Annotated in this window: 10 protein-coding genes; 2 read left to right on the top strand and 8 right to left on the bottom strand. The window is 61.4% G+C overall.

Annotated features, from left to right (window positions below):
• Positions 1–34: 34 nt before the first annotated feature.
• Positions 35–2,032 (bottom strand): ABC-F family ATP-binding cassette domain-containing protein, encoded by a 1,998-nt coding sequence (locus N688_RS09430; RefSeq protein ID WP_052889047.1) that lies wholly within the window; start codon positions 2,030–2,032, stop codon positions 35–37.
• A gap of 1,170 nt (positions 2,033–3,202) precedes the next feature.
• On the opposite strand from N688_RS09430, the gene N688_RS09420 reads away from it, so the two are divergent.
• Complete coding sequence (locus tag N688_RS09420) at positions 3,203–3,862, top strand: orotate phosphoribosyltransferase (RefSeq protein ID WP_052889045.1); 660 nt, start codon at positions 3,203–3,205, stop codon at positions 3,860–3,862.
• A 171-nt stretch (positions 3,863–4,033) separates the two neighbouring features.
• Here the strand turns inward: N688_RS09420 and N688_RS09415 are convergent, their stop codons facing one another.
• The 3 genes from N688_RS09415 to N688_RS09405 form a co-directional block, all read right to left on the bottom strand.
• Positions 4,034–4,873, bottom strand: a complete 840-nt coding sequence (locus N688_RS09415) for a slipin family protein (protein WP_052889044.1) — start codon at positions 4,871–4,873, stop codon at positions 4,034–4,036.
• Positions 4,852–6,297, bottom strand: coding sequence for an NfeD family protein (locus N688_RS09410; RefSeq protein ID WP_052889043.1), 1,446 nt, complete (start codon positions 6,295–6,297; stop codon positions 4,852–4,854). The genes N688_RS09415 and N688_RS09410 overlap by 22 nt, the downstream gene beginning before the upstream one ends.
• A 487-nt stretch (positions 6,298–6,784) precedes the next feature.
• Positions 6,785–7,285 (bottom strand): redoxin domain-containing protein, encoded by a 501-nt coding sequence (locus tag N688_RS09405; protein ID WP_052889042.1) that lies wholly within the window; start codon positions 7,283–7,285, stop codon positions 6,785–6,787.
• Positions 7,286–7,658: 373 nt separating this feature from the next.
• Here N688_RS09405 and N688_RS09400 point away from each other — a divergent pair, with 373 nt between their 5' ends.
• A complete protein-coding gene (locus N688_RS09400; protein ID WP_052889041.1) occupies positions 7,659–9,146 on the top strand; it encodes a glycosyltransferase 87 family protein in 1,488 nt (495 codons plus the stop codon).
• 102 nt (positions 9,147–9,248) lie between these two features.
• On the opposite strand, the gene N688_RS09395 is transcribed toward N688_RS09400, so the two are convergent.
• The 4 genes from N688_RS09395 to N688_RS09375 form a co-directional block, all read right to left on the bottom strand.
• Positions 9,249–10,712: an RtcB family protein gene (locus N688_RS09395; RefSeq protein ID WP_052889040.1), complete on the bottom strand. Its 1,464-nt coding sequence runs from the start codon at positions 10,710–10,712 to the stop codon at positions 9,249–9,251.
• A 414-nt stretch (positions 10,713–11,126) separates the two neighbouring features.
• On the bottom strand, positions 11,127–11,555 hold the full coding sequence (locus N688_RS09390) for an archease (RefSeq protein ID WP_052889039.1): 429 nt from the start codon (positions 11,553–11,555) through the stop codon (positions 11,127–11,129).
• A gap of 315 nt (positions 11,556–11,870) precedes the next feature.
• Positions 11,871–13,250 (bottom strand): cystathionine beta-synthase, encoded by a 1,380-nt coding sequence (locus tag N688_RS09380; protein ID WP_052891436.1) that lies wholly within the window; start codon positions 13,248–13,250, stop codon positions 11,871–11,873.
• 295 nt (positions 13,251–13,545) lie between these two features.
• Positions 13,546–14,784, bottom strand: coding sequence for an MFS transporter (locus N688_RS09375; protein ID WP_052889037.1), 1,239 nt, complete (start codon positions 14,782–14,784; stop codon positions 13,546–13,548).
• Positions 14,785–14,808 lie beyond the last annotated feature (24 nt).

Here is a 14,808-nt window from a genome sequence, read left to right as displayed (position 1 = left end):
GGCGACGCTGTGGCTCGCGGCTCCAGACCAGCCCTTAGTGAGGAACCTCAGCCTGGGCCTGGCTCTCCGCCAGCTGCTCCCATTCGGCAAGCAGCCGCTCTAGCTCTGCTCTGGTTGCCTCGTAGTCGCTGGTCAGCCGCTGCAATTCAGCGACGTCTCCTCTGCTGGCGGCCTCATTGAGGGCCTCCTCCAGCGCATGTGCCCGCTGCTCGCGCTGTTCGATCTCCTGCTCAACCTCGCTCAGGCTGCGCGGACGTGGCTGCCCCACCCGGCGGCGCCGCTCACGACCGGGACGCCGCCCGACCTGGTCCGGCCCGACCTCCGCGAGCGTGGTCTCTGGCCCAATCGCTTTCTGAGAGCGCGCGTGAGCGCCTTCTTCTTCGCGCCCGCTGACGAGCGGACGCCCATGCTCGCGCTGGAGATGCGCGCGATAGTCGCTGTAGTTGCCCTCATAGGAGAGCAGTAAGCCCTCAACGACCACCCAGACCTTGCTCGCCAGGCGATCAATGAAGTAGCGATCATGCGAGACAAAGAGCAGGGTACCGCTGAAGGTGGTCAAAACCTCCTCCAGGAACTGGCGAGAGGGCAAATCAAGGTGATTGGTAGGCTCATCGAGCACCAGGAAATTGGGTCCCAGCAGTGTCAGTTTGGCCAACACCACGCGGCTGCGCTCGCCGCCGCTCAGGCTGCCAATGGCCTTGAAGACATCATCGCCTTCGAACAGGAAACGCGCCAGCAAAGCCCGGGCACTTTCCTCGCTCAGAGCCGCTACATCACGAATCTCATCTAGAACTGTACGAGCAGGATCAAGGTCCTCATGCGTTTGCGAGTAGTAGCCGATGTGGACGTTGTGGCCGAGGGCCACTTTGCCACGCAGCGGCGGCAGCTGGCCAATGAGGGTACGTAGCAGCGACGTCTTACCGGCGCCATTGGGACCAAGCAGGCCAATGCGCTCGCCACGAGTGATCTCCAGGTCGGGCAGGCGCACCAGCGCCCGCGGTTCGTGACCAGGCTGGCGATAGCCGACGACCAGCCCGTGGGTAGAAAGCACCATACGCCCGCTTTCCTGCGAGGGCTTCAGCTCAAAGCGCAGCTCCTGGAACTCCTGGGGACGATCGAGACGTTCCAGACGGCTGAGGAGCTTCTCCCGTCCCCGGGCCTGTCGGCTGCGTTGACCGGCTTTATAGCGACGGATAAATTCCTCGGTCCGCTGAATAAATTCCTGCTGCTCTTCGTACTCTTGCAGGCGGCGTTCAAAGCGCTCGGCGCGCAGCTGGAGATACTTGCTGTAGTTGCCGGGATACTCCTCGACGCGCCCAAAAGCCAGCTCCAGAATACGGGTGACAAGCTTATCGAGGAAGTAGCGGTCATGCTCGACGACGACCAGGGCCCCTTTCCACGCCTGCAGATAATCCTCCAGCCACTCCAGGGCTTCTAGATCAAGATGGTTGGTTGGTTCGTCCAGCAGGAGCACGTCGGGTTCTTGAAGGAGCAGGCGAGCCAGGGCCGCTCGCCGCTGCTGACCACCGCTGAGCCGGGCAACGGGCAGGTCGTGCAACTCACGGCTGAAGCCCAGGCCATCGAGCACCTGCTGAACGCGCTGCTCGTAGGTATAGCCACCAGCATGCTCGAAGCGAAGCTGGAGCTCGGCGTAGCGCTGCAGCAGCTGCTCGCGTTCAAGGGTGTCGCCACGCTCACTGGCACTGGCAATAGCCAGAGCCAGCGCCTGCAGCTCCTGCTCCCAGGAGCGCAGATAGTCGAAGACTGCCAGGAGCTCCTCGCGGAGGGTCCGCTCTGGTTGTAGATCGAGCGTCTGGGAGAGGTAACCGACACGGGTCCCGTGCGCGACAAGAATGGTGCCCTCGTCTGGTCCCTCGCAACCAGCCAGGAGCTTTAACAAGGTGGACTTACCGGCCCCGTTGGGGCCGACCAGCCCAATGCGATCCTGTTCGTTGATCTGGAAGGTTACATTCGCAAAGATCTGCTCGGCGCCGTAGACTTTCCTGAGACTATTGACGCTAATCAGTGGCATAGGGCTATGCAGTTGCTTCTGAGTGAGAGTGAGCGAGTGAGTAGGAGTGTGAGGCCACTGCGCAGTGGCCCTCTCCGCCGCGACAGGGTCTGGCCATCCACACCCCCCAGCGAGGCACAACCCCGCCAGGCCAAGTGGACGCGCCACCAATTCCTTCCTGGCGTCGGGGCCCCGGCTTTAGCCGTGGAGGGGGTAAGTAAGTATCTCCTCTCCTGAAGGTCCTGCGTCGCGTCCCGCCCGGATCAGCAGGCAGAGACAGGGTATCATAAAAGCAGGCCGGGTGCAAGCACTCTCAGGCGTCCACAGCGATCCTCTCCTCCCTCGCCTTTTGCAAAGACGCAGAGCCCCCGCGGCAAGCCACCGTCTCACCACCCCAAAGATAGAGCGGCTGACTGGATGCTCGACAGCCTTTTCTCTGCGCATTGTCCAGAGAGGACCGATCAGAGCAGTGTCCAGTCAGCCGCATGCTGAAAAGAAGATTGCCCGTGAGCGATGCCACCTCTCTTGTCTCAGTCTCCTCCCTTGCCACCCGTTCTCTCACATGTCCCCATTTGGGATAAGCCCAAATAGCGATCAGTTTTTGCTTGCCCTTACTCGTTTCCTCGGTGCCGGTGATTTCGCTCTCTTGTCCCTCTCTCCACCCTACGACCCGCGCTGCGCCATGGACTTTTGCCCTATACAGCGCATTCTCGTCCCATCTATCCCACCCACCTGCCACGCCGCTGCGCATCCTCGAACCCTCGCCACCTCACTGGCCACTACCAACCAGCTCTATCCAGCATCCTCCTCGCCCCAGCTTCCAGCGCTATCCCTCGCCACCTCTCCAGCCGCCATATCCAAAGATGCATGTGCTTGCATAAGGCACGGGCAACCATCTACGTCAGAGAGTATAGCTCGTCGTCATGAACTCTGCATGAACTGCGCGCTCAGTTAGATGAATATTTTTTCACAGAGCTGGGAGGACATAGAGGGAATTGCGCCAGTAGCATGACAGTTTTTTCATTGAGGAGGCAGGGCTGGCAAAGAAACAGGCAAGCAGAGAGCCTTCTTCTCTGGTCGATGTCTTGCTCCTCTGCCTTCTTGTTCTAGTGGTATGGTATACTGTGCTCAAGCGAGAGGCCTATCTTATCCTCCTACCACCCAACTCTTCGTCGCAAGGAAGGATGTCACGTGGTCAAAGAGCAGTCTCTTGATAACCTCTGGCTAGCCCAGGCTCTATTCGACCTGAACGGAGTCCAGTTCGGGAACTTCACGGTCAGCGAATCGGCAGTGAGTTCCCCAGTCTTCGTCAATCCCAAGGTGCTGATCAGCAATCCGCTGGCGCTGCGCGTAGCCAGCAAGTTGATGCAGCAAGAGATCAGCCTCGCCCAGTCGCTGCGGCGTCCGCGCGTTCACCCCTTCAACGTGGTTGCTGGCGTGCCAGTCGGCGGGCTGCTGCTGGCAACGGCCTATTCACTGGAGACGAACACGCCGCTGATTTATGCACGTATTCGCCCCGAGGGGACAGGCCAGCGAGGGATCGAGGGTCGCTACACACCGGGGGATACCGCTCTGATTATCGATGACCTGATCACGCGGGGGGGCAGTGTGCTAGAGACCGCAGCCCTGCTGGAAGAGCACGGTTTGAAGGTCAAGGATGTGATTGTGCTGATCGACCGCGAGCATGGAGCAACCGAGCGTCTTCGTCAGCATGGCTATAATCTGATCAGCATCCTCAAGCTCGATGTGATGCTCAATCACTATATGTCACGCGGGCTGATCTCTGAAGAGACCTATCGGGTGTGCTCCGAGTATCTCCAAAGCAAGCGCGCAGAGCTGCGACAGTCGTAGCCAGCGAGGACTGGTAGCAGGCCGCCAGGTGGGACCTGACCAGCAACCGTAGAGCACGCTGCAAGGCGAAGGGAAGGAAGAGGCCGGGGGGCTTGCGCCAGTAGAGTTGTGGGCCAGGGCCTCTTCTCTTCGTCTCTCGCCTGCTATTGGCTGCTCCCTGCGCCGCTTCGCTCAGCCCTGAGAGTAAGGCGAGGCCGGTCTAGGGCGTGGACCATCCTGGGGCGCTGGTGCAGCCCGACCCTCACGAGCAGCATGCAGCGTCCTGAGCAGCGGCTCGATGAGATCAAGTGGCAGTGGGAAAATGATGGTCGAGTTCTTTTCCACCGCGATCTCGGTCAGGGTCTGGAGATAGCGCAGCTGCAGAGCACCCGGCTCGGCGGCAATGATGTTAGCTGCCTGGGCCAGTTGCGTGGCCGCTTGGAGCTCGCCTTCAGCATGGATGATCTTGGCGCGCTTCTCGCGCTCCGCCTCTGCCTGCTTGGCCATAGCACGCTGCATAGTTGCTGGCAGTTCCACATCTTTGATTTCGACCGCAGTCACTTTGACGCCCCAGCGCTCCGTGAACTCATCAATGATGGCCTGCAGCTCACGGTTGATCTTGTTACGTTGGGCAAGTAGCTCATCCAGCTCTGACTGTCCCAGGACATTGCGCAAGGTGGTCTGGCCTATCTGTGTGGTAGCCTGCAGGTAGTTCATGACGTTGACAATGGCAGCTTCAGGATTGACCACGTAGAAGTAGATGACAGCGGTCACCTTGACGGTGACGTTGTCGCGGGTAATGACCTCCTGCGGGGGTACAGTCAGGGTAACGATGCGCAGGTCGACTCTCAGCAGGCGTGCGATCACGGGGGGAATCCAGCACAGGCCAGGACCCCGCGTGCCGCGCAGGTTGCCAAGGACAAAGAGGACGCCGCGCTCATACTGCTGGATGACACGCAGGCCAGAAAGCAAGATGAGCACGACAATGAGACCAATGACGAAAATGGCACTTATAGCGAGAGAGTTTCCCATGGGGAATCCTCCTTTTCTGAGGGTGGGACTGTTGGTGTGCCGTCGGTGGGTGGGGCCGGCGGCAGGCTTGGCCGGACATAGAGGCGGAGGCCCTCGACAGCTACAATAGTCACTTCGCAGCCTTCATCGAGAGAAGTATACGGCTCAACCAGGCTGGCGGCCCAATTCTCACCGCAGTAGTTCACTCTGCCACTCGGTGTCAGCGGCGTCAGCGTGACTGCGCGGGACCCGATCATGCTCTCAACTCCCGAGGGGCGGCGCTCGCGCTGTGCCCGCACAACAACGCTGACCAGAGCCAGGCTGAGCAGACCAACAACTCCCGCCATGAGGTAGACGATCCAGGGGGTGACTCCTGGACCATGCTCCGCCTGATCGCTGTTGAAGAAGAGCAAAGAGCCGATAATGAGCGAGATAACCGCTCCCACAGTCAGGACACCATGCGAGGGAAGGCGGACATCCAGAACCAGTAAGACGAAGGCCAGACCCATGAGCAGCAGGCCAGTCCAGTTGGGAGAGAGTGATCCCGCCCCCAGCAGGAAGAGGATGAGAGCAATGCCTCCCACGACGCCGGGCACAATGGCCCCAGGGTGGGAGATCTCCAGGTAGAGGCCAATCAGTGCGATAATGAAGAGGAGAAAGACCACGTTGGGGTCGAGAAGAAAGCTATAGAGCGCCTCGAACAGCCCCGGATTGAGGGTCGCGAAAGCGGCTCTGGCTGTGTGTAGCACAACGCTGCGTCCGGAGGCCAGGGTAACGCTTCGTCCGTCGGCACGCTGCAGCAGCTCGGAGAGTGAGCGCGCGCCGAGGTCGACGATGTGCTCGCGCAGAGCAGTCTGATCATCGTAGGAAGCGGCTTCGGTGACCATTTTCGCTGCCAGGGTGGCGTTGCGTCCGTAGCGGTTCTGGGTGCCGGTGATCTGGGCAACGAGGTCATTCTCGATCTTCTTGAGCAGGGTGGAATCGAGGTTGCCACCAGTGCTGCTCACTGGACTGGAGGCGCCGATGCGTGTGGTGGGAGCCATTGCAGCAATTGGAGCGGAGAGCGCTACAAAGGCCCCCGCTGAGGCAGCGCGCGCCCCTGGCGGATAGACATAGGAGAGAATGGGAACCGTGCTGGCCAGCTCAGCCTGGGTGATCTGCTTCATGGAATCCAGATCACCACCTGGGGTATCGATGACAATGACCAGCGCTTGGGCCCCATCGCTAGCTGCCGTGCTAATGGCCTGCTGGAGGAAGCGCGCCGCGCCCGGGTTGATGTCGCTGTTGAGGTTGACCACATCAACGTGTGGGGAGGCGGCCCACGCGGGTTGTGCGCCCAGGCTGGCTGTTCCTGCCCCAGCCAGGAGGACCGTGATCAGGGAGGCAAGCCCGAGCATCAGGGACCGCACGCCGTTCGGCGCTCGTCGATGATGGCGCATGTCCATAGCTTCTGTCCTTTGTGGTGGAAGACTGCAGCGCCCTGCTGCAGCTCTCTGCTGCTGCCGATCCCAGGCTCCAGGCCAGTTCGATCCAGAGGGGCCTGCGCTTAGCTAAGAGGGAGATCCGCCTACCGGTCACCTCTCCTTCTGCTTTCTTTGTGGCCTTCCCTTTCCCTTCGCGTTCCTCTCACCTCCCTCCGCTCCCTCATTCGCTCGCTACGCCTGGGACTGAGCCAACCCGACCCGGCTGGCGTCGCGTTCGCCCTGGCCGTGCGCGCCTCCTCTGACTGGTCTGGGATATTGCTTATTGCTATAGGAGATGATAGCGCAAATTCTTCGGTACGTCAATGTGCTCCGTCCGGTTGCTCTTGTGTGGATGGAATAGGGCGGAGGGATCGCTCTCCAGTCAGCCAGCCTGCCTGCCCGAGCCGCTTTGCAGGTGCCGGCGGCAGCCACTGGCCGGCTGACTGGGAGGAGGACGCTCCAGGCCGGGCTAGCTTGCCTGGGCCTGGAGCGTGCGCAGGACTTCGAAGAGCTTCTGGTTATCAGGCAGGTCGGAAGGACTCGCGGTGACCTCGATGTGACGGATGAGGCCTTCTTTATCAATCACGATGACGGCGCGCTCTGCCATGCCTGCTGGATGGCGCACTCCATACAGGTCGGCAACGGCTCCCTGGGGATAGAAGTCAGAGAGCAGTGGAAAGGAGGTGCGCATCGCCTGTGACCAGGCATCCAGGGCATAGACGCTGTCCATGCTGATGGCAACAACCTCGGTGTCGGCGCTCCGGAAGCGCTCCAGCTCGCGCTCATAGGAAGGCAGCTGTGCTGAGCAGACGCGGCTGAAAGCAAATGGCACAAAAGCAAGAACGACGTTTTTCTTGCCGCGGAAGTCGGCTAGATGCCAGTCTTCGCGGACGTGGCTTTTAAGGGTAAAGTCGGGAGCGACATCGCCGATCTTGAGTGTCTTCGTGTAGGAACGGGCGGACTCAGCCATCTGAATTGGGTCCTCCTCTCACAAGCAGTGCAATAATTGCTTCGGCCTCTGACCCATCCGGTGAGGGCTGGGGCGACGAGCGGGCAGGATGCTTGCCCCAGGCTGCTTGACAGACCAGAGCCATTGCTCTATCCTTGGTGCAAGCTGCCTTGCCCGAGGAACCTCTGGCCCTGGCCTCGGTCTGCGCTGATCAGGCGAGGTCGAGGCCGACACGCGAGGAGAGTGGGCGCGCCCCGAGCTGAGCACTGCGCTCCCAATGCCTCCCGATGGGATAAGGCAGGCAGTTGTCAGGTACTTCTGGGAAGAAAGCCCGCCCCCTTGTCGGGCGGTTCCCCTCTGGTGCTGTTCCGAATTGTAGTCTGGTGAGAACGGTATGTCAAATGTGCGCAGCAGTTCGGGAGGCCTCCCCGCTGCGGAGACCCCCCTCTCCGCTCTCTTGGGCGTTACCCAGGGAATCAGACGCGGGCTAGAGCGCCTGGCTAATCCCACCGGGGGAGCGCTCTCCTTCCTACCGCTGGCGCTGGCGCTCCTGGTCATGCTGGCACTTTCTTCCTGGCAGATGGTCTGGCCCACCTCGGACGTGACGCGCTACGAGTGCTATGCGCTGGCGTTCTGGTTCGGAGGCCAGGCTCATGCGCTAGCCCCCCAGATCGATTGCTCGTTTTTGCCCGCTCAGGTGGAGAAGCTACCGCCTTTGCATACGCTGCCCATCGAGTACCCTCCATTGACGCTCATCCTCTTCACCCCCGGCCTGCTTGTGCCCACGGCCTACTATCCCCTCGTTTTCGGGCTGTTGATGGCGCTGGCTGCGCTCTTTATCTACTGGCTCCTGTTACGTTGGGGACCACGCGGGGCGGCCCTGGCCTTCACCTGCTACTTATTCCTGGGCGAGTGGGGCCTCGCCTTGTTGCGCTTTGATCTTGTGCCAGCGGCCCTGACTTTGCTCTGTGTCTTGGCCGCGGAGCGCCGTCGTTGGAGAGCAGCCTATGGCGCGCTGGCCCTGGCCATCCTGTTGAAGATCTATCCCCTCCTGCTCTTGCCCCCGCTGTTCTTTGCGGAGCAGCAGGCTGCGAGGGCAGCAAGCAGCAGCGGCCTGCAGGGAGCAGCCAGGACTCCTCTAGGGATCTCAGGATGGGTGATGCATGCGCTCTCGTGGCTGCGGCGCTGCCACTGGCGGAATCTGCTGCTCTGTCTCGCGCTGCTGCTCGGAACGACGGGAGTCTTTGCACTGCTGGACTTTCAGGGAGCGGTGGCCAGTCAGCTTGCTTATTTCGCTCAGCGTCCTGTGCAGATTGAGTCTAGTGGTACGCTGGTGATCTGGCTGGCGGCCCTGGCCGGGCAGACGGTGCACGTCGTCTATACCTACGGCTCGATTAACCTGCTCAGTCCCCTGGTCCCTGCCGTCTCGCTCGGCAGTACGCTGGCGCTGCTGGCCGGCTATGGGCTGGTGCTCTGGCAGAGTGCGCGTGGACGGCTGGCCTTTGCAGAGGCGGCCCTGGCGGCCCTGCTGATCTTCGTGGCGACGGGCAAAGTCTTTAGCCCGCAGTATCTGATCTGGTTGATGCCGCTCGTGGCCTATCTGACGGCGACGCAGCGCCGCTGGTTGCTGTGGTTCGGGCTGATCGCCCTGCAGACCTCGCTCATTTATCCCTTCCTTTATACCCGTGTCCAGGATGCTACCCAGGTCTGGCGCGTACCGGGTTTTCTTCCTCTGGTCGAGCTGCGCAACCTTCTCTTCTTGCTGCTCACCATCGGCTACCTCTTCAATTTGCTGGGGCTGCGCCGACGCTGTGAGCCACGGCTGGCGGCTCAGATCGAGGAGAGAGCAGAAACCATACGAGAAGCAGAGAGGTACCGCTGAGGAGGGACGAACCAGTCAGCCGGGAAGCGGGGCAGTCCTCAATCCAGCGCTGCCTCTTCCCGGCTGCATCGCTCTATCCGGTCGTTGGGGAGGCCGGCCCGCTTATCCCTTGACGACGATAATGGGACGCAGCCGAACAACAAGCCTGGCCAGGCCGGCGTTGTGGACAACGCGCACTACCTGCTCAGCGTCCTTATAGGCCAGGGGAGCCTCTTCAGCCAGCAGACCTCTGCTGTGCACTCGTACCCTGATGCCTTTTGCCTCCAGCTGGGCCATCAAGTCTTTGCTGCTGATCGCCTTCTTGGCCGCCGTGCGGCTGCGCTGGCGTCCGGCACCGTGGCAGGTCGTCCCAAAGCTCTGTTCCATTGAGCCAGGGGCCCCAACCAGCACGAATGAGTAGCGTCCCATGTCACCTGGGATCAGCACCGGCTGGCCAACGGCGCGATACTTCTCGGGGACGGCGGGATGCCCTGCGGGGAAGGCTCGCGTCGCCCCTTTGCGATGGACGCAGACACGCCGCAACTGACCGTCGATGCGGTACTCTTCTATCTTCGCAATGTTGTGGCACACGTCGTAGACGAGTGGCATCTCCGCAGGCCGGGCCCGGCGCCCAAAAACCCTGGAAAATGCCTGGCGCACGCCGTGCATCAGCAATTGGCGGTTGGCCCAGGCGAAGTTTGCCGCAGCGGCCATCGCCCCCAGATAGGCTTTCGCCTCCTGGGAGATCAGCGGCAGATAGGCGAGCTGCTTATCCACTATCTCACTATGCTCTCTTGCTACCATTAACTCGGCGATTCTGATAAAGTCGTCAGCGACCTGATGCCCGAATCCTCTCGAACCGCAATGGATGGTAGTGACAACCTGGTCCTTGGGATAGAGGCCGAGGGCTTGGGCTGCCTCTTCATCATAGATCTGATCGACGACCTGAACTTCGCAGAAGTGGTTGCCTGCGCCCAGGCTCCCAAGCTGGTTAGCACCGCGCTGGATAGCCGTCGTTGAGACGGCATCGGGATTGGCACCGGTCAGACAGCCTTCTTCCTCGGTAACTGCCAGATCTTCCGGGAAGCCATAGCCCTGCTCAACGGCCCAGGCGGCACCGCGCACCATCACTTCGCGCAGCTCCCTTTCACTCAAACTGCGCATACCTTTGCCTCCCACACCCGAGGGCAGGCGCTGGAAGAGTTCATCGGCCAGACGGTCGGCCTGCCCTTTGACTTCCTGGTAGCTCAGATCTGTAGCGAGCAGGCGCACTCCGCAGTTGATATCGAAGCCGATTCCTCCGGGCGAAATCACTCCTGTCTCTGCGTCTGTCGCAGCAACGCCTCCTACAGGGAATCCGTAGCCCCAATGAATGTCGGGCATAGCCAGCGAGTAACCGACAATGCCCGGCAATGTGGCCACATTGGCTACCTGCTGGAGCGAGTTGTCCTGGCGAATCTGTTCCATGAGAGCGTCGTCGGCGTAGACCATGCCTGGCACGCGCATCTTCGGCTGGTAACTCTGAGGAATGAGCCAGCGATAGGCATCAATCCGCTGGAGGGGAATCTTCGCCCCGGTGTCGCTCATCGTGAATCCCTCCTTCATCTCGTATCAGCGCAAACACTGAGATACTCGCGCTGTTGCTGCCAATCGAACCAGGAACGGGTCAGCGCGAGCTCGCCCGTTCCCGTTCTTCTCTGGTCTCCAGGAGGCGGCCCGTATGGAAGACGATGCTCCTGGACCGGTCGAATCCCGGGCGCGGCAGAGGGTCGACGGAGCGGGCGAAGGACCAGTCTCCGCTCCGTTCGCTTTGGCCCGTCCCGGAGGGAGGCCGAGGGGAGAGCGGCAGCAATGGACAGCGAGACGCAGTCTCCCTCCTACAAGCAAGCAAGCACCTAGATAACTGGGGAGATGGCGAGGCCGCTGGGTAAGCCAAACAAGAGAGCGGCGGGCGAAGGCAGAGAAGCGGGAGACTTTCGACGAGCTGAGCCGGGCCGAGCGCTAGATGTCGAAGATAATTCGTGCCTTGTAGCCGTCGGCGGTAGGGACAACCTCGGCCTGATGCCTGGTGACCGCCTTGATAGCGCTGCTCAGCTCGTGGCGCCGCTCATCGTACGGCTCGCCGCTGGCGCGCGCCTTCATCTTCAGTTGGGTCTCAGAGAAGTCCTCGATCTCGAACTGGCGAAAGAGCAAGAACTCAGTGTCGAACAGGAAGATCAAGCGGCTGAGCCAGGCAATCAGTAGCGAGACCAGATCATCCCCTTCAACCTCCACCTCCTGACTGACCCTGGGCTCGACCTGCTCCAGAGGCACCACCAGGCTCTCCATCCCCTCGGCTGCATGGATGAAGAGTTCCGGCAGTGTCCGCCCGTAGACCTGCAGCCCGACGTCTGCTGTGTGCTCGAAGACTTCAAACGGCGGCTCATCCATAGCTAGGCCCGCTCTCTACCGCTCAGGATCGTTCGCCCTGGCTGCGTCCGGGCGAGCCCTGGCTCGCTGGTGGCACTCCTGCCCCCCGGGGACACTGCACTGGCGTTGTGCTGCATGGTTGCCTCCTTCCCGAATGCCGGCCAGTCCGCTGCTTTTAAGCACCACGTTTTCATGGTAGCAGCAGATTTGCGCTTTGTCAAGCTAAAGGAGAGCGCGGGGGAAGCCATGCCACGCTCTCCCTTGTCTCCTGCTACGCTGCTCAAGCGCAATCTAGCTTCCCGAACCAAGAGAGTGAGGGAGAGATGCGAGAGGGAGCTAGCAGGTTCGCTCGCGGCTGTGAGCCCAGAACTCCAGCAGGTCGCTGCGGGTGACGATGCCTTCGAGCTGGGAGCCTTGCATGACGGCCACCGCTGACTGACCACTCCGAAAGAGGGTATAGGCCTCCTGGACGGAAGCATCAGCGGGCAGCTCGGGGAAAGGCGGACCCTGGAGCGAGCCAACGGTCTTCTCGCTTAGCGATTCTCCGCTGGCCAGATGCTGGAGCAGCAGATCCTCAGTCAGGCTGCCGACCATGCGTCCGTGCTCCATCACAGGTGTCTGGCTGATCCCATAGCGGCGGAGCAGCTCAACGGCGTCGGCAATCGAGTCCTGGGGTGCGACACTCACGACCAGGGGCATGCTGCCCTCATGCATGCGCCGATAGGTGAGCACGTCTCGCAGCGTCGGCTGTTCGCTCTCAGCCTGCATAAGCAGGTTGTTCTCGCGCATCCAGGTATCGTTAAACTGCTTACTCAGGTAGCCGCGTCCAGTGTCGGGGAAGAGCACAACGACGACATCGTTGGGGGTGAGCCGACGGGCATAGGTCAGGGCTGCCGCCAGCGCTGTGCCCGAGGAGCCTCCGACGAGAATCCCCTCTTCGCGGGCCAGGCGCCGGGCCCAGTAGAAGGAGATGCGATCCTCAACGCGAATGACTTCATCGACAACGGAGGGATCGTAATTCTTCGGAAACACCTCCATGCCAATGCCCTCGACCTTATAAGGCTTCGGGGTGTCGCCCGAGTAGACGGAGCCTGCCGGGTCGGCCCCAATGACCTTGATGGCCGGATTCTGCTCCTTGAGATAGCGGGCCGTACCAGTGATGGTGCCGCCGGTGCCAATGCCAGCAACGAAGGCCGTGATGCGCCCGGCGGTAGCGCGCCAGATCTCGGGTCCGGTGCTGGCGTAGTGGGCTGCTGGATTGGCAGGGTTGGAGTACTGATCGGGGCAGCAGGCCCCAGGAATCTCCCTGGCAAGCCGATGGGCTACGTTCTTGTAATGCTCAGGCGAGTCGGGGGGCACGGTGCTCGGGCAGATGACGACCTCGGCTCCGTAGGCTCGCAGCAGACTGCGCTTCTCCTCACTGACTTTGTCCGTCATGACAAAGATGCAGTGGTAGCCTTTGATGGCGGCAGCGATGGCTAGGCCGTGACCGGTGTTCCCGCTCGTGGGTTCGACAATGGTGCCACCGGGTCGTAGCAGGCCCTGGCGCTCGCAGTATTCGATCATGGCTGGTCCGATGCGATCTTTGACGCTGCCGCCAGGATTGAGCATCTCGATCTTGGCGAGCACGAGAGGAGGAACATCGGCAGCCACTTTACGCAGGCGCACCAGTGGGGTGTTGCCGATGGCTTCGAGGATGGAATCATAGTAGCGCATGTCTCCTGGTGCGGGTTCAGCCGCTTGCTTCTCCTGCATATCTCCACGCTTCCTCTCTGCAGCAGTTACTGGCGTTTTGTAGCTGGGTGGGTACGTGCCAGGTAGCGAGATAAGACCCTGCCCGGCCCAGCTTGCAGGCAGCGCTCCCAGTGGACCGGGCTATTCTTACTCGCGTAGCCACAGTATAGCATGAGGCATCGTGGACTGGCCAGAGGCCCAGGAGCATGGCTATCAGCAAAGCCAGGCCAGGCTGACAGAATGGTCTTCCTGGCCTGGCCTGGCCTGGCTCCGCAGACTAGGAGCCGCTGCGGCCACGCGAGTAGGCCGTGGGCTGTCCCGCAGGAGAAACAAGGCGCTGGCCAGGCTGCCAGCCAGGTCTCAGGCTCACAAGCAGACGCAGGCTGATGAGGGCGCCGAGAGCAAGAAGCGCCAGACTCACCAGGCCCATAGCGTAGCCGCCACTCAGCTGCCTGGCCTCGCCCAGCAGCGATGGCAGCAGGAAGCCTCCAAGCCCCCCACAGGCCCCCACGAATCCAGTCGCCAGCCCAATCTGCTGGGGAAAGCGTAGGGGGACAAGCTGGAAAACAGCGCCGTTGCCTGTCCCAAGCATGGCCAGCAGGCAGAGGATCAGAGCGGCCCCCAGGCCCAGCGGTGGAAGACAGGCGAGCAAGGCATAGCTGACAGCCACCAGGCTGAAGACGAGGTGCAACATGAAGGTGCCGCCCAGGCGATCCGCGAGGTAGCCCCCCAGGGGACGCGCCAGACTGCCAGTAAGGCTGGCGAGCGCCGTGAGGAGACCGGCATTAACGGCATTCAGGCCGTACTGAGTATGCAGGAAGAGGGGCAAGAAGGTGCTCAGGCCGACAAAGCCCCCAAAGGTAATGCTGTAGAAGAAAGAGAACCACCAGAGATCGGCGCTCTTGAAGACAGCCCCCACCGGCTGGGCGGGAGCGGCAGCGCTGGTCAGTGCCTTCCCGGCCTCGCGGCTCAGGGCAACAAAGACGAGGAGGACAAGGGCCAGAGGGATCATGGCAAGTCCCATGACGGCATGCCAGCCATAGCTACGCGCCAGAGTAGGAGCGGCAAGGTTGGCAATCACGGTCCCCATGTTGCCCGCAGCGGTGATCCCCATGACCAGCCCCTGCCGCTCTGGAGGATAGCAGCGGCTGGCTAGCGGCAGAGCAACGGCGAAGGAGGCACCAGCACAGCCCAGCAGGAGACCAACGACCAGCAGGGCTGGAAAGTTGAGGGGCAGAAGCCAGCCGGCTAGCAGAGGAAGAAAGAGGAAAAGCAGTAGAAGAGTGCCGACGCGCTTGTAGCCAAAGCGGTCACCAAGCATACCCATCGGGAAGCGCGCCAGCGAGCCGCCAAGAGTAGGCACGGCTACGAGAAAACCCTGCTCGGCAGGGCTGAGCTTGAGGCTTTGGGCAATGAAGATGCCCAGCGCTCCAAGCAGAACCCAGAGTGCGAAGCAAGTATCAAAGTGGAGAAAAGACGCGATCAGGGTAGTGAACGGTGTACGAGGGATACGCATAGTTGTACTGACCTCCCTATGATA

It is taken from the genome of Thermogemmatispora carboxidivorans (assembly GCF_000702505.1).
In the GTDB taxonomy this organism is placed as follows: Bacteria; Chloroflexota; Ktedonobacteria; order Ktedonobacterales; family Ktedonobacteraceae; genus Thermogemmatispora; species Thermogemmatispora carboxidivorans.
The sequence above is the reverse complement of the archived record's forward strand: the minus strand, read 5'-3'. Positions and strand labels throughout refer to the sequence as shown.

Coding starts and splice junctions, on each gene's coding strand:
- N688_RS09430 (WP_052889047.1), bottom strand. CDS start 2,032: ATGCCACTGATTAGCGTCAATAGTCTCAGGAAAGTCTACGGCGCCGAG.
- N688_RS09415 (WP_052889044.1), bottom strand. CDS start 4,873: ATGGGAAACTCTCTCGCTATAAGTGCCATTTTCGTCATTGGTCTCATT.
- N688_RS09410 (WP_052889043.1), bottom strand. CDS start 6,297: ATGGACATGCGCCATCATCGACGAGCGCCGAACGGCGTGCGGTCCCTG.
- N688_RS09405 (WP_052889042.1), bottom strand. CDS start 7,285: ATGGCTGAGTCCGCCCGTTCCTACACGAAGACACTCAAGATCGGCGAT.
- N688_RS09400 (WP_052889041.1), top strand. CDS start 7,659: ATGTCAAATGTGCGCAGCAGTTCGGGAGGCCTCCCCGCTGCGGAGACC.
- N688_RS09395 (WP_052889040.1), bottom strand. CDS start 10,712: ATGAGCGACACCGGGGCGAAGATTCCCCTCCAGCGGATTGATGCCTAT.
- N688_RS09390 (WP_052889039.1), bottom strand. CDS start 11,555: ATGGATGAGCCGCCGTTTGAAGTCTTCGAGCACACAGCAGACGTCGGG.
- N688_RS09380 (WP_052891436.1), bottom strand. CDS start 13,250: ATGCGCTACTATGATTCCATCCTCGAAGCCATCGGCAACACCCCACTG.
- N688_RS09375 (WP_052889037.1), bottom strand. CDS start 14,784: ATGCGTATCCCTCGTACACCGTTCACTACCCTGATCGCGTCTTTTCTC.